This window comes from Prevotella multiformis (genome assembly GCF_018127985.1).
GTDB classification, from domain to species: Bacteria; Bacteroidota; Bacteroidia; order Bacteroidales; family Bacteroidaceae; genus Prevotella; species Prevotella multiformis.
In genome coordinates this window covers 1578372-1596675 of sequence record NZ_CP072357.1, presented here as the reverse complement: position 1 = coordinate 1596675, position 18304 = coordinate 1578372, and the positions used below count along the sequence as shown (strand labels likewise).

17 protein-coding genes are annotated in these 18304 nt (G+C 52.9%); 10 read left to right on the top strand and 7 right to left on the bottom strand.

The annotated features are described in order from the left end of the window. Window positions 1–86 precede the first annotated feature (86 nt). From dut to J4864_RS06245, 8 genes are all read left to right on the top strand, one after another. A complete protein-coding gene (dut, locus tag J4864_RS06280) occupies window positions 87–524 on the top strand; it encodes a dUTP diphosphatase (protein WP_040554669.1) in 438 nt (145 codons plus the stop codon). Window positions 525–547: 23 nt separating this feature from the next. Continuing rightward, window positions 548–2284, top strand: coding sequence for a tetratricopeptide repeat protein (locus tag J4864_RS06275; RefSeq protein WP_211814120.1), 1737 nt, complete (start codon window positions 548–550; stop codon window positions 2282–2284). Beyond that, window positions 2281–3177 (top strand): lipoprotein insertase outer membrane protein LolB1, encoded by an 897-nt coding sequence (locus tag J4864_RS06270; protein WP_007368023.1) that lies wholly within the window; start codon window positions 2281–2283, stop codon window positions 3175–3177. Before J4864_RS06275 ends, J4864_RS06270 begins: the two co-directional genes overlap by 4 nt. Continuing rightward, the gene (locus tag J4864_RS06265) at window positions 3178–5148 is read left to right on the top strand and encodes a murein hydrolase activator EnvC family protein (RefSeq protein ID WP_211814119.1); all 1971 of its coding nucleotides are present in this window, start codon (window positions 3178–3180) and stop codon (window positions 5146–5148) included. A 600-nt stretch (window positions 5149–5748) separates the two neighbouring features. Then, window positions 5749–7557, top strand: a complete 1809-nt coding sequence (locus J4864_RS06260; protein ID WP_211814118.1) for an AMP-dependent synthetase/ligase — start codon at window positions 5749–5751, stop codon at window positions 7555–7557. A 147-nt stretch (window positions 7558–7704) separates the two neighbouring features. Then, complete coding sequence (gene prfB / locus J4864_RS06255; protein ID WP_211814117.1) at window positions 7705–8820, top strand: peptide chain release factor 2; 1116 nt, start codon at window positions 7705–7707, stop codon at window positions 8818–8820. A 159-nt stretch (window positions 8821–8979) separates the two neighbouring features. Continuing rightward, entirely contained in the window at window positions 8980–9120 is a 141-nt protein-coding gene (locus tag J4864_RS06250) for a hypothetical protein (RefSeq protein ID WP_007368019.1), read from the top strand. Window positions 9121–9321: 201 nt separating this feature from the next. Continuing rightward, window positions 9322–9819, top strand: a complete 498-nt coding sequence (locus J4864_RS06245; protein ID WP_211814116.1) for a CYTH domain-containing protein — start codon at window positions 9322–9324, stop codon at window positions 9817–9819. On the opposite strand, the gene J4864_RS06240 is transcribed toward J4864_RS06245, so the two are convergent. After that, window positions 9779–10171 (bottom strand): VanZ family protein, encoded by a 393-nt coding sequence (locus J4864_RS06240; protein ID WP_211814115.1) that lies wholly within the window; start codon window positions 10169–10171, stop codon window positions 9779–9781. The genes J4864_RS06245 and J4864_RS06240 overlap by 41 nt on opposite strands. Window positions 10172–10243: 72 nt before the next feature. Here J4864_RS06240 and J4864_RS06235 point away from each other — a divergent pair, with 72 nt between their 5' ends. Next, window positions 10244–11605 carry a sodium-dependent transporter gene (locus J4864_RS06235; RefSeq protein ID WP_211814114.1) on the top strand — a complete coding sequence of 454 codons (1362 nt, stop codon included), beginning with the start codon at window positions 10244–10246 and terminating at the stop codon, window positions 11603–11605. Between the two features lie 117 nt (window positions 11606–11722). Continuing rightward, complete coding sequence (locus tag J4864_RS06230; RefSeq protein WP_211814113.1) at window positions 11723–12694, top strand: ComEA family DNA-binding protein; 972 nt, start codon at window positions 11723–11725, stop codon at window positions 12692–12694. Between the two features lie 288 nt (window positions 12695–12982). Here the strand turns inward: J4864_RS06230 and J4864_RS06225 are convergent, their stop codons facing one another. The 6 genes from J4864_RS06225 to efp form a co-directional block, all read right to left on the bottom strand. Continuing rightward, window positions 12983–13126: a hypothetical protein gene (locus J4864_RS06225; RefSeq protein WP_211814112.1), complete on the bottom strand. Its 144-nt coding sequence runs from the start codon at window positions 13124–13126 to the stop codon at window positions 12983–12985. A 4-nt stretch (window positions 13127–13130) separates the two neighbouring features. Continuing rightward, window positions 13131–15092 (bottom strand): DUF262 domain-containing protein, encoded by a 1962-nt coding sequence (locus J4864_RS06220; RefSeq protein WP_262897210.1) that lies wholly within the window; start codon window positions 15090–15092, stop codon window positions 13131–13133. Beyond that, window positions 15085–16068 (bottom strand): ISAon1 family transposase, encoded by a 984-nt coding sequence (locus J4864_RS06215; RefSeq protein WP_449579659.1) that lies wholly within the window; start codon window positions 16066–16068, stop codon window positions 15085–15087. Before J4864_RS06215 ends, J4864_RS06220 begins: the two co-directional genes overlap by 8 nt. 1 nt (window position 16069) lies before the next feature. Continuing rightward, window positions 16070–16414, bottom strand: a complete 345-nt coding sequence (locus J4864_RS06210) for an ISAon1 family transposase N-terminal region protein (RefSeq protein WP_211813866.1) — start codon at window positions 16412–16414, stop codon at window positions 16070–16072. Between the two features lie 20 nt (window positions 16415–16434). After that, entirely contained in the window at window positions 16435–16644 is a 210-nt protein-coding gene (locus tag J4864_RS11970; RefSeq protein ID WP_211814109.1) for a GmrSD restriction endonuclease domain-containing protein, read from the bottom strand. 901 nt (window positions 16645–17545) lie between these two features. Beyond that, on the bottom strand, window positions 17546–18112 hold the full coding sequence (gene efp / locus J4864_RS06200; protein WP_007368010.1) for an elongation factor P: 567 nt from the start codon (window positions 18110–18112) through the stop codon (window positions 17546–17548). Window positions 18113–18304: the final 192 nt, after the last annotated feature.

Genomic DNA, 18304 nt, shown 5'->3' with positions numbered 1-18304 from the left:
AAAATTGGCTAAAAACCATCTTTTTAGCCCGTATAAATATAGTTTTATGGTATTAATTGCTTAATTTTGCACCTTATTATATGACAATGATACGGATAAAAGTAATCAATAAAGGGCATCAGCAGCTTCCTGCCTATGCCACTTCACAGAGTGCGGGGATGGATCTCCGTGCCAATATCGACACCCCGATTGTATTGCAGCCCATGGAGCGGAGGCTCATTCCTACCGGACTTCACATCGCTCTTCCTGCCGGATTCGAGGCACAGGTGCGGCCACGCAGCGGACTGGCTCTGAAGCACGGGCTGACCGTCCTCAATTCTCCAGGCACGGTCGACGCCGATTACCGGGGAGAAATCATGGTGCTGCTCATCAACCTGTCCAATGCGCCTTTCACTGTCAACGACGGTGAACGCATCGCCCAGATGGTCATCGCACGCCACGAACAGGCGGCGTTTGCCGAGGTGGAAGAGCTGGACGAGACCGAACGGGGCGAAGGCGGCTACGGACATACAGGCCTGAAGTGAAGACAGAGAAAGGTATCCGATAAATGTTCGACAAGAATATACTGAACGTCAAAAAGATGCGCCGGCTCTTCCTCGTCCTGCTGCTGACGGGGGCTTCGCTGGCGGTGCAGGCCGACCGGAAGGACAGTCTGCAAAGCTATGATTACTTCTATCTGGAGGCTTTGCGGCAGCAGGACATGGGCAACCTGACAGCTGCCTTCGACCTCCTGTGCCATGCCCGTGACCTCAATCCGCTGGCGCCGGAGGTGTATTTCCAGCTGGCGGGCTATTATGTGGACATGAAGAACGACTCCCTGGCACGTGCATACTTCGAGAAGGCGGCGGCACTTGACCCGGACAACACGGCCTATCAGGAGAAGCTCGGACAGCTCTACGTGACGCAGAAAGATTATCCCGACGCCATCAGAGCCTATGAACGGCTCTATGATTCCAACAAGGCACGCACCGACGTGCTGCAGCTACTCTACCAGCTCTACGGCTCGCAGAATGATTACCGGAAGATGATCAGTACGCTGGAACGGCTGGAGACCGTCGAAGGCAGCAACGAGCAGATCTCACTCAGCAAGATGCAGATCTACGAGCAGCTGGGGGAGAAACGCAAAGAGTATGACGAACTGAAGTCGCTTGTCGACAGCCATCCACTCGACCTCAACTACCAGGTGATGTTTGGGAACTGGCTTCTGCAGAACGGCAAGAAGAAGGAAGCCCTGCAGAAATACCGCGACGTGCTGAAGGAAGATCCTGCCAACTCGCCCGCCCGGCTCTCGATGATGGATTACTACAACAGCATCGGCGACCAGCCGACTGTAAATGCCATCCGGCAGGAACTCCTGCAGTCGGCCAAGACGGAGCAGAATACAAAGGTGGAACTGCTGCGGCAGGTCATAGCAGCCAGTCAGAAAGACAACAACCCCGACAGCACGGAAGTCATGCGCCTCTTCTCCACGGCCCTGGCGACCCCGCAGGAAAATGCCGACATCCTCATGCTGAAAGCGGCCTACATGACACTCCGCAAAATGCCGAAGGCCGACATCAACCGGGTCTACGAACAGGCCATAGAAGCAGAACCCGACAATTCGAGGGCGAGGATCTTCCTCATCCAGAACATCTGGGAGACGGAGGACTACGACCGGGTGATCGCCATCTGCCGGCCGGCTCTGGAATACAATCCGGACGAGATGGCGTTCTATTACTTCCAGGGAATGGCGCAGTACCAGAAGCATGAGAATGATGCCGCCCTGGCGACATTCCGGAAAGGAGTCGACCAGATCAGACCCGACAGCAACCCCGACATCGTGTCGGACTTCTACGCCATCATGGGCGACATCCTCCACGAGAAAGGACGCAACGGAGAGGCCTTCCAGGCCTACGACAGCTGCCTGCAGTGGAAACCGGACAATACGGCGGCGCTGAACAACTATGCCTATTACCTCAGCGTGGAGAAAAAGAACCTCACGAAGGCCGAGCAGATGAGCTACAAGACCATCAAGGCCGAACCTTCCAACAGCACCTTCCTCGATACTTACGCATGGATCCTCTTCCAGGAGAAACGGTATGAGGAGGCGAAGATCTACATCGAGCAGGCCATCCGAAACGACTCGACACTCAGCGGGGTCGTCAAGGAACATGCCGGCGACATCTATGCGCAGACCGGCGACATGGAGAAGGCCCTCGAGTACTGGCGGCAGTCGCTCGAAGGGGGCAATGCGAGTGCCACACTGAAAAAGAAGATACAACTGAAAAAATACATAGCAGAATGAAAACGACAAAGATCTTGCTTGCCGGCATGACGGCTCTCCTACTGGCTTCATGCGGTACACATAAAACGCTGATGGAGCAGAAGCCCGCGCCCGGCGACACGCCCCGGCCGGCAGCGGACTCGACCAGCCATAAACTTTCCTACGTACAGCACATATCCGACAAGGCGCTTTATCAGAAGAATGTCGTGTCGAACCTTACTTTTACGGTCAACAACGGCCGCAAGGACATCACCGTTCCGGGCATTCTCCGTATGCGCAAGGACGAGGTCGTCCGTCTGCAGCTGCTCATTCCGATCCTCAGAAGCGAGATAGGACGCATCGAGTTCACAAAGGATTATGTCCTGTTCATCGACCGCATCCACAAGCAATACGTAAAGGCAGGCTACAACGATGTCGCCTTCCTGCGTGACAACGGCATCAGCTTCTACACGCTCCAGGCGCTTTTCTGGAATCAGCTGTTCATCCCCCGCCAGCAGAGAGTGAGCGAGGCCGATATGTCACAGTTCTCGGTCGACACCCATCGGCTGGAGGTTGACGGCAGTGCGAAAATCGTTCTGAGGGATGGCAAGATGACCTACAAGTGGGTCATACCCGCCCTATGGGATCAGATTGCACACACCGCAGTCTCTTACACCAGCCCCACCCACGGCACATCAGAACTTTCCTGGTTCTATGAAGATTTCAGACCCTTCGGCTCAAAGCAGTTCCCCGCCAGTCAGTCGGTAGAAATCCATACGCCGGCCATCGGTCAGCGGCCGGCGAAGACGCTCAAAGCCAGCTTTGAGCTCGACGGCTTCAGCGACGCCGGCGACTGGGAGCCTTTCACAACTCCTTCGGACAAATACAAGAAAGTAAGCGTAGAGGAAATCCTCGGCAAACTAATGAACTTTTAAATGAAACGACTTTTTCTATCATTCCTGTTCTCGTCGATCGGGATGCTGACAGTCTTTGCACAGCATACGAAGAAGAACGGCGCAAAGCTGAAGACACCTGTCATCCAGCCCATACAGGCTCCCTCCACCGGAACCGGGAAAGGCGGGGCCGCACAGAAGAACGCACATAAAATAATGACCGGGATGCCGGCTTCCCGCCTCAAAGGGCAGCGGAAGACCGCCGGCAAGGAACAGCCACAGGCTAAAGGCAGGCAGGTACAGGTAAAAGGCCAACCGCAGGCAAAGCCCGTACAGGACACACATGGGAAGACGGCAGGGCGCAATGTGCGTACCGGCAGGAAAGGTGCCAAAGCTCCGGCTTACGTGACCACGGAGGAAATCAAAGGCCTGCAGAAACAGAACCAGCAGCTGCAGAAGGAAATATCAGAACACGAGGAGGAAGTGAAGGTGAAGCAGAAGGATGTCGACAACCGCCTGCAGAAGATCGTCCGACTCGATACGGAGATCGGACAGCACCAGAAGACCATCAACAACATCGCCACCGACATCAAGGGACTGGACACGAACATCGGCATCCTGAAGGGACAGCTCTCCTCCCTTGAAGCGCAGCTGGGCGAACGGCGCGCCCGCTTCATCCGCTCCATGCGCTACATGGCACGCCACCGCAGCATACAGGACAAGCTCATGTTCGTCTTCTCGGCCAAGAGCCTGACGCAGATGTACCGCCGCCTCCGCTTCGTGCGGGAGTATGCCGCCTACCAGCGGGCACAGGGCGAACAGCTCAAGGCCAAGCAGCAGCAGGTGGACCAGAAGCATACCCAGCTGAGACAGGTACGCGGCAACAAGAGCAGTCTGCTCTACAAGGACCGGCAGGTACACGCCCAGATGGAACGCAAGCGTGTCGAACAGCAGGCGGTCGTGGCCTCTCTGCAGAACGACCAGAAGGTGCTTCAGGGAGTAATCGCACAGCGCCGCCAGCAGCAGCAGGCACTGAATGCACAGATCGACCGCCTCATCCAGATAGAGATACAGAAGGCACGTGCCCGTGCCATCGCTGAAGCCAAGGCGCAGGCGGCGGCACGGGCGGCCGCTGCGAAGAAACGCGCAGAGGAGCTGGCCCGCAAGAAGGCGGCGGCCGAAGCGGCGGCACGCGAGAATGCACGGCGCATCGCAGAGGCGAGGGCACGTGAGGAGAAAGCCAAGGCGGAGGCACGTGCGGCGGCAGAAGCGGCTGAGAAAGCACGCCAGGAAGCTGCGGCACGTGCCTCCGCAGCCCGCGCCGCAGCCGAAAAGGCACGGCAGGAGGCCTTGCAGAAGGAGCGTGCTGCCGCCCGTGAACGGGCCATCCGCAAGGCCGAACAACAGGAAGCTGCAGCCCGTGCCGACCAGGAGAGGGCAGAGGCAAAGGCCGCACAGGAGAAAGCACGTGCCGACCAGGCTGCCCGGGAGGCTGAGGCCACCCGTGTGGCGGCCGAGCGCAAGGCGGCGGCCGACCGGGAGCGGGCGACCCGTGAGGCAGCTGCGGCAAGGGCTTCGGCGGCAGAGAGCAATGACATGCTCAGCTCTGCCGACCGTGCCATAACCGGCAGTTTCGCCAACAACCGCGGACGGCTGCCGATGCCGCTGTCGGGACACATCGTCAGCCATTTCGGCCAGTACAACGTTGCCGGCATGTCGAACATCCGCCTGAACAACGACGGCATCAACATCAAAGGCGCACCGGGAAGTGCTGTCCGCAGCGTCTTCATGGGCGAGGTGAGCGGTGTCTTCATGGCAGGCGGCATGAGCGTGGTGATGATCCGCCACGGTATCTACATCACCGTCTACGCCAACCTCGGTTCCGTCAGTGTCGGCAAAGGACAGAAGGTAGGCACAGGGCAGACCATCGGAACCGTCGGCAGGAGCGGCATTCTGCAGTTCCAGCTGCGCAAGGAGACGGCCAAGCTGAACCCGGAACAGTGGCTGCGCTGATCCGGCTGACACCTTATTATATATGGGAGGCCCGGAGAGGAGTGATGTGAAGACTCTTCTCCGGGTCTCGTCCTGTCATACGACTTCTGTCGCTCGCAATTCTCCGCCGGCAGAAATGACGGTTGTCTGTGAAGGTAAAAAAGGATTCTGCGGAGAGGCCGTGGAATGCGGATGCCGACGGGCTTCCATGTCCGCAAAAAGCAGGTTGTGGGAATCCTGATTTTCAGCAGGTTACAGACCCGTTGGGAAGAGGTGCCTGATTGCCGTGCAAACAAGGCCTGATTGAAGCCCAAGTGAGGCCTGATTGAAGTCCAAGTAAGGCTTGTTTGGAATCCGGGTGACGGCCGGTAGGATTCCGGAGGGAATCCGGTCAATTTCCAGACAGGAAGGAGTGCTCTGCGAAAGAACATTATTGTTCTTTTCTTCGCAATAGAACAAGAGGGAGGGAGAGAGGGAAATTGCAATTAAACACTTAAATTATTTTCTGTTTTGCAGATAAATGTTTATATTTGCAGAAATAAACTGCACCGGCAGGTTGAAAGCAAGTCTCTTTTGCCCTCTCCCATGTTTTTTTTGCAGCATACATAAAACCAGAAAACAATGCAGACAAACAGTCATCTTTCTGTTCTTATTCACGAACAAGCCAAGAAATACGGATCGAAAACGGCACTGACTTTCCGCAGCTTCGGCAGTCTGAAGTGGAAGAATGTCTCATGGAACCAGTTTTCAATGCGGGTGAAGGAGGTTTCAAACGCCCTTTTGAACCTCGGAATGAAACCGCAGGAGACAATCGCAGTATTCGCACAGAACTGCATACAGTATCTTTACACTGACTTCGGTGCATACGGTGTCCGCGTAATCAGCATTCCCTTTTACGCCACCAGCTCAGAGCAGCAGATACAATACATGATCCAGAATGCAAGCGTAAGATTCCTTTTCGCAGGCGAACAGGAGCAGTATGACAAGGCGCACCGCGTCGCCGCACTCTGTCCGACGCTGGAACGCATCATCGTCTTCGACCCGAGCGTGCGCATCAGCTCGCATGACCCCAACAGCATCTATTTCGAGGATTTCCTGAAGTTAGGAGAGGGACTGCCCCGGGAACCGGAAGTGGAGGAACGCTGGGCGGAAGCGAACGACGAGGACATTTGCAACATACTTTATACAAGCGGGACGACAGGCGAGAGCAAGGGCGTCGTGCTGACCTACAGGATGTACCGTGCCGCCCTGGAGGCGAACGGCAAATGTGTTGAAGTAAACGAGAACGACCGCATCATCAATTTCCTGCCTTTCACGCACGTCTTCGAACGCGGATGGTCCTACCTTGCCCTCTCGGAGGGTGCGCAGATGATTGTGAACACTTATCCGAAGGAGATCCAGCAGAGCATGCGGGAGACGCATCCGACGTGCATGTCGGCCGTACCCCGATTCTGGGAGAAGGTCTTTGTAGCCGTCAAAGAACGCATGGACAATTCCAGCGCCGTCCAGCGCAAGCTCTTCTACCACGCTCTGGGTGTCGGAAGGAAACGCAACGTACAGTATCTGGCACGAGGGAGACGTGTCCCGCTGGCACTGGAGATGGAGTACAAAGTCGTCAACAGAACGATATTGAGCCTCGTCCGCAAACAGCTGGGACTGGAACATCCGAACATCTTCCCGACAGCGGGCGCCTACGTCTCACCGGAGGTCGAGGAGTTCGTACACAGCATCGGCCTGAACATGATCGTCGGGTACGGTCTGACGGAAAGTCTGGCCACGGTCACCTGCGACCGTCTGGGCGAACCTTACACCATCGGGTCTGTAGGACGGCCGATAGACAGCATCGAAATCAAAATCAGTGATACGGGAGAAGTGATGCTGAAAGGGCCGACGATCACGCCGGGCTATTTCCGCCGTGAAACAACGAATGCGGAGTCTTTCGACAAGGACGGCTTCTTCCATACAGGTGACGCCGGTTACCTGAAGGACGGAGAGCTGTTCCTGAAGGAGCGCATCAAAGACCTCTTCAAGACCTCCAACGGCAAGTACGTGGCACCGCAGATGGTGGAAGGAATGCTGCTGGTGGACAAGTTCATCGAGCAGGTCTCCGTCATCGCCGACCAGCGGAAGTTCGTCTCTGCACTGATCGTTCCGGAATACAGCGTGCTGGAAGAATGGGCCAAGGAGAACCATATCGGCTTCAAGGACCGGGAAGATCTGTGCCGGAACAGGCAGGTCAATGCAATGATGCGTGAGCGCATCGACACCTTGCAGCAGCGGCTCGCACCCTACGAGCAGATCAAGCGTTTCACCCTCCTTCCGCATCATTTCTCGATGGAGAGCGGTGAGCTGACGAATACGCTGAAACTGAAGCGTTCGGTGGTCAACCGCCGTTACCAGGACGTGATTGACAAGATGTATGAGGAATAAGCGAAAGGGTGGATGGCCAGTCGGACGCGTCAACGGATCTCTTCTGAGACAGTATTACCGCTGTTGACAGTCCCCGCCAGTCCTGCTAGTCCTGCTAGCCTCGGCAGGAGCCGCCCCCGCATACACCGATAAAAGAAAAAAGAAACAATGATAACAGCAGACCAGCTAAAAGACATCCAAGTGCGTACCGACGCACTGCACCGCTATCTTGACATCGACAGGAAGCGGATAGAATTTGAAGAAGAACAGCTCCGCACACAGGCGCCCGACTTCTGGGACGACCCGAAGCGCGCACAGGAGCAGATGAAGAAAGTCAAGGGAATAGAAAAGTGGATCAAAGGCTACGATCAGGCGCGGTCGCTGACAGACGAGGCACAGCTCGCATTTGATTTCTACAAGGACGAACTCGTCACGGAGGAAGAGGTCGATACGGCTTACGACAAGGCGTTCAAGGTGATCGAAGACCTGGAGCTCAAGAATATGCTGCGCCAGGAGGAAGACCCGATGGAGTGCGTGATGAAGATCAACTCCGGTGCCGGCGGCACGGAGAGCCAGGACTGGGCATCCATGCTCATGCGGATGTATATGCGCTGGGGGGAGGCGCACGGCTACAAGGTGACCGTCTCCGACATCCAGGAAGGGGACGAGGCCGGCATCAAGAGCGTGACGATGAAGTTCGAGGGCGGAGAATACGCCTATGGCTATCTGAAGAGCGAGAACGGCGTACACCGTCTGGTCCGCGTCAGTCCGTTCAATGCGCAAGGCAAGCGCATGACGAGTTTCGCCAGCGTTTTCGTCACGCCGCTGGTGGACGATACCATCGAGGTATATGTCGATCCGGCACGTGTCAGCTGGGACACTTTCCGATCGAGCGGTGCCGGCGGACAGAATGTCAACAAGGTGGAGTCGGGTGTCCGCCTGCGTTACCAGTATGAAGATCCGGACACAGGAGAGCAGGAAGAAATCCTCATCGAGAATACGGAAACGCGCGACCAGCCCAAGAACCGTGCCAAGGCCATGCAGCTTCTGAAGTCTCAGCTCTACGACCGTGCGATGAAGAAACGCATGGAGGAGCAGGCGAAGATTGAGGCCGGAAAGAAAAAGATCGAGTGGGGCAGCCAGATCCGCAGCTACGTCTTCGACGACCGGCGGGTGAAGGATCACCGTACCAATTACCAGACATCGGACGTGGATGGCGTGATGGACGGCAAGATTGACGCCTTCATCAAGGCTTACCTGATGGAGTTCCCGTCAGAAGAGTAGCCCTCTCTCCGACCCTCTGAAGGAGGGGAGCGACTGCAGAAGCCGGTTGGGACAAGGCTCATCACACCCACGGCCTCCCCCTCCCCCCGGAGGGGATGAGGAGGTCATCATCACCGCTCATCGCCTAAAAAGAATCAACCTTTTAAAAAAAATATAACTATGAGTGAAAGAAGCAAACTGAACCGCAAAGCACGGGAACAGAAACAGGAAAAACAGGCAAAACGTGTCATCTTCTGGATCGGTGCAGTGCTGATCCTATTGGCGATAGCATACGTAATCGTGGCGACCGCAACCATCTGACCCCGCAAAAGAAGCTGTCCGGCTACTGCTGCCGGAACACCTCCCTGAAGAAACAGCCGCCTGGCTGCTACGACAGGCAGCATCTATTCGCATGGGGGACAACGGCAACCAACTGCCGCGACAGCACACCTCCACAACGGAAGGAGGCGGCATCCGTCAGAAGGAGGAGATTGTCAGAACACATTAACAAGAAAGCAACCGATGAGTGGATTGGAGATAGAAAGGAAATTCCTGGTACATAAAAGGATGGGCTGGAAACGGCTGGCAAGCAGCTGCAGCCATATACAACAGGGCTATTTCGCCGCCGTCAACACTGTCCGCATCCGCATCCGGGATGACAAGGGCTACCTGACCATCAAGGGGCCGTCCCGTGACGGCGGTCTGTCCCGCTACGAATTCGAGAAGGAGATAACGCTTGAGGAGGCACGGCAGCTTATGCAGCTGTGTGAGCCGGGCGTGATAGACAAGCACAGGTATCTCGTCCCTTTCGGCGGACATATCTTCGAAGTGGATGAGTTCCATGGTGACAACGACGGGCTCGTCATGGCCGAAGTGGAACTGGGCAGTGAGGAAGAAGCCTTTGAAAAACCCGACTTCATCGGTACGGAAGTGACCGGGAACCGGCATTTCTACAACTCCTACATGCGGAGAAATCCGTTCAGGACCTGGCGTGACAGCGTGCCAGAAGAATACCGATAGCCAAGGCTATCGTCGAGCCTGCCGCATCTGCAAGGAAGTCGAGCCACTCTCCGCTGCGCCGTCCCCCCGTACAGCTGGCCTGGAGGATTTCGATAAGTCCGCCCATGACGACCGGCATGAGCCATGCCCAGACAGCAAGGAAGCGGGAGCCGGCGGGCTTGACCCTGTACAGGTATTCGAGGCTGATGGTCAGACTCAACACCAGGTACATCACACTGTGCGTCCACTTGTCAATGAACCTGACCTCGCTCAAAGGAGTCTCCGGAATGTCCATGAAACACAACACCCAGATACCTGCAATGATGATACAGCTGAATGGGAACCGGGTTAAGATATGCCGATATAATCTCATATTTTACTTCTGATCTGATACAAAAGTAGATATTTTTTTGTAATTTTGCGTATCTATACAAAGTAAATTTACATGGTTCAACAAAAAAGAGCAAAGTTCGGAAGTAAAATAGGAATGATTCTTGCCACAGCAGGCGGCGCCGTCGGTCTGGGCAATGTGTGGCGTTTTCCTTATATGACAGGGCAGAACGGCGGTGCGGCCTTCATCCTTATCTATATCGGCTGCATCCTGCTGCTGGGACTGCCGTGCATGGTCAGCGAGTTCATCATCGGCCGTCATGCAGCCTCGAACACGGCACGTGCCTATACGAAGCTGTCCAACGGGACGGCCTGGAAATGGGTAGGCTACCTGGGAGTCCTCACAGGCTTTCTCATCACCGGTTACTATGCCGTTGTCTCCGGCTGGTGTCTACAATACGGTCTGGCCTCCGTCATGAATCACCTGCACGGGTCACCGGCCTATTTCCAGTCCTATTTCTCAGGCTTCTCCACCAATCCGTGGAAGCCGGTGCTGTGGACAGCCGCCATCCTCCTCATCACCCATTACGTCATCATCCACGGAGTGCGGAACGGTATAGAGCGTGCCTCGAAGATCATGATGCCCGCCCTTTTCCTGCTGCTGCTTGCCATCGTCGTTGCATCCTGCCTGCTTCCGGGAGCGGGAAAGGGAATCGAGTTCCTCCTGAAGCCCGACTTCAGCAAGGTCACGGGCGATGTCTTCCTGGGCGCTCTGGGGCAGTCGTTCTATTCCATGAGCATTGCGATGGGCTGTATCTGCACCTATGCGTCATATTACAGCCGCCATACCAGACTGCTGAACTCGGCCGTACAGATCGGCTTCATCGACACCGTCGTCGCCATCCTTGCCGGCCTGATGATTTTCCCGGCGGCCTTCTCCGTGGGGGTAAGACCCGACAGCGGGCCTTCGCTCATCTTCATCACGTTGCCGAATGTCTTTGAACAAGCTTTTGCCGGCATGCCTGTCGCGGGCTACGTCATCTCCCTGTCGTTCTATCTGCTTCTGTCCATGGCCGCCCTAACCTCCCTCATCTCCCTGCACGAAGTGAGCACGGCCTTCTTCCAGGAGGAGCTGCACATCAGCCGCCCCCGCGCGGCACTGATCGTCACCGCCTGCTGCACCGTCATCGGAGCAGTGTGCTCTCTGTCCCTGGGCGACTGGAGCTTCCTCAAGTTAGCGGGTACAGACCTCTTTGACGTATTCGACTTCGTGACCGGACAGATTTTCCTTCCCGTCGGCGGTCTTCTTACCTGCCTGTTCATCGGCTGGTACGTACCGAAACAGCTGGTCAGGGATGAGTTCACCAACTGGGGAACAGCCCGCAGCCCATTCTTCGGGACATACTATTTCCTGATCCGCTTCATCTGTCCGGTGGCCATCCTTGCCATCTTCCTGCATCAGCTGGGCATATTCTGAAACTCCCCCCTCCTCCTCTGAGAGGGGAGGGGACGGAATCCTACTCACCCCACGCTATCCGCCGGCATCCCTGTCAACGCCGGCATCCACCGAATCCACCTGAAAATCTCCCTCCACATGAACCTTAAATCTCTCTTCTATCTCCACCATTCCGACCGGAAAGTAATCCTGTCCCTGCTGGTCTTCGTCCTCATCTGCCTTGGACTGATTGTCTTCGTCGGCAGCCGAACAGAAGAGACGGCAGCTGGAAAGGACGATTCCCTCCCCCTCCGGCCGACCGCTTCCTTCCCGAGACGGAAACAGCTACCGGTATATGAAATGGAAAACGGCAAGCAGCTGTTCCCCTTTGATCCCAACACCGCTACGGCCGATGAACTGCAACAGCTGGGACTGGCTCCCTTCCAGATACGCAATATCCTGAAATACCGTTCCAAAGGCGGAGTCTACCGGTCGCCCATGGACTTTGCCCGCCTCTACGGACTTACACGCAGACAATACAGAGAATTAGCACCTTACATCACGATCGGCGATGACTATGAACCGGCCTCTACCCTCCCCTCCGTACAGCATTACATTGCCCGGAAAGAGGCAGAGAAGCAGGCGGCCCATGCGGCTTACGAGGCCTACAAAGCCAGGAACACTTACAAACCTTACAAGGAATACGACCGCGACACCATCCGTTATCCGCTGAAACTGAAAGCCGGAGAGCACGTCAACCTTGCTGCCGCCGACACCAGCCAGCTGAAGAAAGTCCCCGGAATCGGGTCGGGCTGGGCACGTGCCATCATCAGTTACGGCAGACGGCTGGGCGGATACGTGGCCGTAGGACAGCTGCTGGAGATAGAGGGGTTTCCCGAGGAAGCGCTGCCTTACTTCTCCATCAGCGATCCACATACGGACAAGATAAACCTCAACACCGCTACGCTCAGCCAGCTGCGCCGCCATCCTTACCTGAACTTCTACCAGGCAAGGGTCATCTGCGACTACAGGCGGCTGAAAGGAAAACTGACCGGTCTTGCCCAGCTCCGCCTGTCCAAGGACTTCCCTCCGGAAGCCATCGAACGGCTGCGTCCGTATGTCATATTCTGATCTGCAGCAGCCGTCACCCGGACGGAAATACTCCAGAATGCCGTGCAGCAGACCATGAAAACGTCAGCCGGGTTTAAAAACAAGACGAAAAGCAGTCAACCAAAGCCACCCAACCACACCGCCGACAGCATTCAGGAAGTACCTGAATCCGGGATAAGTATTATGCAGTTCGCCTTTTTCAGTTCGTGCAATGCCTCTTGGGGCTCATTCTTTTGATTGAGACCGAATTCAGATGGAAAATCCAGAACCAGAGCCATAAGCCAGCCGGACAAAGGAAACGCTTTTTCTTTAGAGGATTCTGGACAATGTTTCTTTTACATAACAGCCTGTTCCAAAGCCTGATGAGAAGATTTTCAATGCCGAAAAGCATACTCCCCATCCGGTTCCGAACTTCTCAGAAAAATGTTTTTCCGTATTTTTAGATGTAGCCATAATGCTACTGTCTTATCGGTTTTAGCCCAAATTGTAAATCATCCTCGTCGATCTGATACAGACGGAAGAGGTTCTTCAGAATGGCCATTTTGTTCCATGTGTTGCTTCTTGAAGGACGGTAGTACAATCCTTCGGCTATTTTCTTATAGTGCCTACTTGCCTCAGTAGTGGAGAACCAGACATTCCTGTTACTTTTAGCCTCCTCATACAACAGAATAGGATTGAGAGCAAACAGTCTGTTGATAACAGCCCACATCATTTCTGACCATTCACCCACATCTTCCCTCTCTTCTTGGAAGATATAGTACAGTATCTTACGTCCGGTAGAAATACCGTTGTCTTCTGACAGACTGACCACATCATCATCCTGCACCTCCGGCACGAAGTCTGTTTCAGGATAGCTCCAAATAGCCTTCGCCAAACATGAAAGTTCTTGCTTTCTCTGTTCCAGCTCCTCTTCACTCCATTTGTCAAACTGGGCGATGTAATGGTTCATCCTCAACCCACTCTGCTTAAAGCCATTCTCCATATCTCGCTTTTCAGCGAAGGGTCTGTTGCTGTACTTGATGTTATAACCAGTTAGCGTAAGGTTTGATATGGTGTGCAGCCATTTCTCCTGTATGGTTTCCCATTCTGTGCCAAGTTCCCGCTTCCAGGCATTACTCAATGTCTGTGGCATGATATGCTCTATGGTCAAGATGCCTTCCTCCATATTCTCCACCACATCGTTCTTTTCTTTGCTGCTGCCATTTTCCAACCGTTCAAAGATGTACATCTTGTTCTTGGTCCGCATTGAATAGACCTTTTTTGTCGTGAAGCCGTTGATAAACTCTTCATCCTTGGGGAACGCACTCGACAGCTTCTTGCTTTCAAGGATATAAATCAGTACGGATGAATAGTTGTCCGTTTCCTTTTTGTTCTTCAGGACCGCATCATGAAGTGTCGCAAATATCTTGTTAAGTGCATTGGTCGGCAGGTCGCACATCAGGCGACGGAAGATGAAGGTTTCGATGCACGAGAATACTTTATAGATTTCCGTCAACGGCAATCCCACCTCCCTGGCATAAACGAGGAATGCCATCAGGAAGGGATAGGCAACCGTCATTTCAAGCAGATCCAGTCGTCTGGCAATCTCATTGGTGTCTTTAGCGCCCACCTGAAAAGTCTTGATGCCATGATAAGCATCGGCATAAACAAGCATTTCCTGCAGCACTCCTTCTATGCCGTCGTAACGCTTGGTAAATTCCTTAAAAGCGAAGTATATCTTCCTTTGATTAGGAATAGTTCCTTGCTTAATGGTCAGATAATTCCTGACGAAACCGTCCAGCTCGTTACCACTGCATTTTTCTATCTTATTCCAATACCTGTCGTAGAACTGTTCCTGAATGTCCGGGGGCAAGTTCATCAATACGAAGTTCCTTATCTTGTCGGCCTCCGTCAAATCAAGCCCAGTAGAGTTCAGACTCTCGAATATCAACTGCGGATTATCGCCGTGCTGCGGTTCCAGTTCTATATCAATGATCTCAAGACTGTCAATGGCCCTGTACAGTTCGTCTGGTGTCAGTTCCTTTATCTGCACAATCCTATCGTAGAAATAGTTGTAGTTGACAGTAACCTTAGAATCTTGAATATATTCCGTCTCTTCGTTATATATCAGCCGGTCAAAAGCCGTACAGTCATCACGGAAGGGCTTCAGCCGGACTTTTCTTTCATCCCTCCTATACTTATCTATGATATACGTATCCTCCAATATCTCCGGCAACCTTGAATCACCAGGAACACAGATACCCTTCTTCATGGCATTGATCATTGCAATAAGAATCAGCGAGATAGTGGTTATGCGCTGTTGACCGTCAATGAGTATAACTTCGTCCCTGCTGTGAGCATACGACACTATGCTACCAAAGAAGTGAGTGTTTTTCGGGTCAGTCCTAAAACCCAGTTGCAAGCCTACCCGCTTAAACACACAATTTCATAAGCCTATATAAAAAGAAAGGAATATCTGTAACTCCTCTGAACTGTGCCCTGAATGCCTTAACCTTAGCATTGAATGACTCGGCATTTGCATTCGTAGCTCTGTTTACAAAGAAATTGAGTATGGTTTGATAATGATTTTCAAACGTGTCAATCACTGTGTAGAAATTGTCCACTCCCAGCTCTTCAACCTCATTAAACCATTTTGCCAGCTTCAGCCTTGCAGCATCCTTGATGCTCTTGATGTTATAAATGTCGGTAAGTTTCATAGCCAAATCATATGCCTTTTTCAGTGTCGGATAATGTTCAAAGATGATCTGTGCCCTACCTTTCTGTGTTTCAGTCCACTTGGTCTTGTGCTTGGTCAATATGAACTTTGCTCTGGCGAGCAACTGCTTGCGCGTGTCACCATTGCTGTATCTAAATGGTATATATTCCTTACCCTTACTTTTAGCTTCTTTTATCTCCTCATTCTCTTTATCTCTTGCCATCCATCGGTAAGCGATACGCATGTCATCCAGAGCATCATAATATAGTTTCTGCACATGAAATCTGTCATTGGTAATAAGTGCTTTGGGAAAAACAGAGCGGGCTATGCGCATCATCGAAGATGACAAATCGAGTGTTATCTCCTTGACAGTCTTCCGTTTAGAAAGGTTTATCTTCTTGAGAACCTGGATGACGTCCTCAGCCTTGGTCCCTTTAACCACAGCCACTAAAGTCCCTTTTCCGCCCTTTCCCGCCTTGTTGGTCAGAAAAGTATAAACCTCGCCACTGCTTAGACAGGTCTCATCGATACTTAGACTCTCTCCTATGTTATCTTCAAACAATAGCCAGTCTTGAGCATGATCCAACTGATTCCAGCTACGATAATCACTGAAATGTTCCTTGTACTGTGTGGATAACAGCTTGCCATTTACGCCATAGTGCGCACCAATGCTTGCGATGCTCTCTGCAGTGGACTCAATTCTATTCTTTTAAAAAAGAAACGAACTCGGGGGATAGTTTACTGCCCTCGGCCGTCAAATCATCATATGAATAAGTAAATATCTCTCCGTTGGAACTGTCACGCCACTTGCGACGGCGAACATGGAGGTAAACTGCTTTGCCACGAAGGGGAAAGTCCTGAATAACACGCTCGCTGGTAAAACCATAACTGCTTACAGTGCCTAACTTATGGTCTGACTTTTCCATGAAGTTACGCTCGTCAAGCCAAAAGTCAAACTGGGAAACACTCTCTTGAATATCGACAACATCAAAGTAGTCGGCAAGTACATCTGGAAAGATGCAACGTAATAATTGGTGACTCTTCATGATGCAAAGGTAATAAATACTTATGAGATTGTGTGCTTAAGCGGATAGACTTGCAACTGGGTTTTAGGACTGACCCTGTTTTTCCCTTCCTTGACGACGCTGACAAGGTCGTCGAACAACTGTTTGCAGTTTTCACGCTTCCAGTCGTAATTTCTTTGATATACGGGTATGATGAATCTCTTTCTAGCCCCTTCAAGGAATTCCAGCAGATGCGATGCAGTCCCTTTCATAATTGTTATTGTTTCAGAATGTCACGGACTATATTAAACCTTGATCCCGCGACTAAACACGTAATTTATTATTAATTTATTTTACAAGTCTCTGAAGAACAATACATTCCTCAGAGTTTGCTGTCTGTAGAATTTTCACCGACTTTATGGTGAAAAACAATATAGTACAAAGTTCTACTTGGCATGGCAAAGATAGCAATAAAATATGAGAACATCGTCCCTTATGGTGGTATTTCCTAATGGGATGGACGATTTTAAGCGCACCAGGCTGGACGGACCGGTAGCCGCCGTCTGGATGTCTGCTGTCTAAAACCAAGGTCATCAGCACAGTGACATCATGCCGTTCCGTGCCTGTCACCGCAGCGGCGGGCATAGAGGAAATCGACACCGCGTCATTTGCATTCGAGGCCTCCTCTCCGAACACCCCATAAGCATTCAATCTGCCAGCCGAGTATAAAAACAAGAAAAGAAAGCAGTCAGCCAAAAGCATGGACACTGCTGGGAATCCTGTTCCCAACCGGTTGGGAACAGGATTCCCAAGCCTTGGGAACGACATTCCCGAAGCCCGGGAACAGGATTCCCGGCCGACGGGACGGACTTTGTATGTGACAGGAATAAAGAAAGAGGAGGTCTCAGACAGAAAGTCTGATACCTCCTCTTTCTATGAATCGGAACGGTCTGCCTTTTCCGCAGACGGTGCGTGTCAAGGCATTCTCCGAAAGTCTGCACCGGCATGCCGGTATGCGGAGCCCGCCAATCCTTCTGCTCCCTTTCAGCTTCCAGAAGGCTTTTCTGCTCTTTCCGTACCAGCCACACAGCCTGCCATGCGCTACCCAGAAGAAGGCAGAATCCGTCCGCCTGGAAGGCGAAGAACCGCCCAAGGAGAATCCTGGAGAGCGTCTTAGGAGTTCACACGACCCAGATAACTGCCGTCGCGGGTGTCGATCTGGATCACTTCACCCTCATTGATGAAAAGCGGCACACGGACAACAGCCCCCGTCTCAAGTGTCGCCGGCTTGGTGGCGTTGGTAGCCGTATTGCCCTTGATGCCCGGCTCGCTGTGGGCGATGGTCACGGTCGTCTTGACCGGCATCTCGGCCAGGAGAATCGTGCCGTCAGAGGTATCCGTAACGACTTCTACTACATCTCCCTCCTTCATGTAGTCAGACCCCGTGATCTGGTGCTTAGGGATAGGAATCTGCTCGAACGTCTCCTGGTTCATGAAGATGTAGCCCGTAGCATCCTGGTACAGATACTGGTAGGGACGACGCTCCACACGCACATCCTCGAGCTTGAAGCCTACCTGGAACGTACGCTCCAGCACGCGGCCGTCGGACACATTCTTCAGCTTCGTGATCATAACGGTGTTACCCTTGCCCGGCTTGCGGTGCTGGAAGTCGATGCAAGTCCAAATCTTGCCATCAAGACGAATACATGTTCCGATCTTGATTTCCTGTGAATTAATCATAATCTGTTAATATCTAATTTGTTACTTTTTTATACGGTACAGTCTCGCTAATGCGGTGCAAAGTTACGGAAAATATAGAAAAAAACATAAATAACAGACGTAAAAAACACCGTTTCCTTGGTTAATTCAAAAAGATTAAGTAATTTTGCAGCCCGTAACGGCAGACTCCCCTTACTGCCGGCCACACGTACA

Bases quoted from the DNA above. Each gene is read 5' to 3' on its own strand.
- dut (WP_040554669.1), top strand. From the start codon at position 87: ATGATACGGATAAAAGTAATCAATAAAGGGCATCAGCAGCTTCCTGCC.
- J4864_RS06275 (WP_211814120.1), top strand. From the start codon at position 548: ATGTTCGACAAGAATATACTGAACGTCAAAAAGATGCGCCGGCTCTTC.
- J4864_RS06270 (WP_007368023.1), top strand. From the start codon at position 2,281: ATGAAAACGACAAAGATCTTGCTTGCCGGCATGACGGCTCTCCTACTG.
- J4864_RS06265 (WP_211814119.1), top strand. From the start codon at position 3,178: ATGAAACGACTTTTTCTATCATTCCTGTTCTCGTCGATCGGGATGCTG.
- J4864_RS06260 (WP_211814118.1), top strand. From the start codon at position 5,749: ATGCAGACAAACAGTCATCTTTCTGTTCTTATTCACGAACAAGCCAAG.
- prfB (WP_211814117.1), top strand. From the start codon at position 7,705: ATGATAACAGCAGACCAGCTAAAAGACATCCAAGTGCGTACCGACGCA.
- J4864_RS06250 (WP_007368019.1), top strand. From the start codon at position 8,980: ATGAGTGAAAGAAGCAAACTGAACCGCAAAGCACGGGAACAGAAACAG.
- J4864_RS06245 (WP_211814116.1), top strand. From the start codon at position 9,322: ATGAGTGGATTGGAGATAGAAAGGAAATTCCTGGTACATAAAAGGATG.
- J4864_RS06240 (WP_211814115.1), bottom strand. From the start codon at position 10,171: ATGAGATTATATCGGCATATCTTAACCCGGTTCCCATTCAGCTGTATC.
- J4864_RS06235 (WP_211814114.1), top strand. From the start codon at position 10,244: ATGGTTCAACAAAAAAGAGCAAAGTTCGGAAGTAAAATAGGAATGATT.
- J4864_RS06230 (WP_211814113.1), top strand. From the start codon at position 11,723: ATGAACCTTAAATCTCTCTTCTATCTCCACCATTCCGACCGGAAAGTA.
- J4864_RS06225 (WP_211814112.1), bottom strand. From the start codon at position 13,126: ATGGCTACATCTAAAAATACGGAAAAACATTTTTCTGAGAAGTTCGGA.
- J4864_RS06210 (WP_211813866.1), bottom strand. From the start codon at position 16,414: ATGAAGAGTCACCAATTATTACGTTGCATCTTTCCAGATGTACTTGCC.
- J4864_RS11970 (WP_211814109.1), bottom strand. From the start codon at position 16,644: ATGAAAGGGACTGCATCGCATCTGCTGGAATTCCTTGAAGGGGCTAGA.
- efp (WP_007368010.1), bottom strand. From the start codon at position 18,112: ATGATTAATTCACAGGAAATCAAGATCGGAACATGTATTCGTCTTGAT.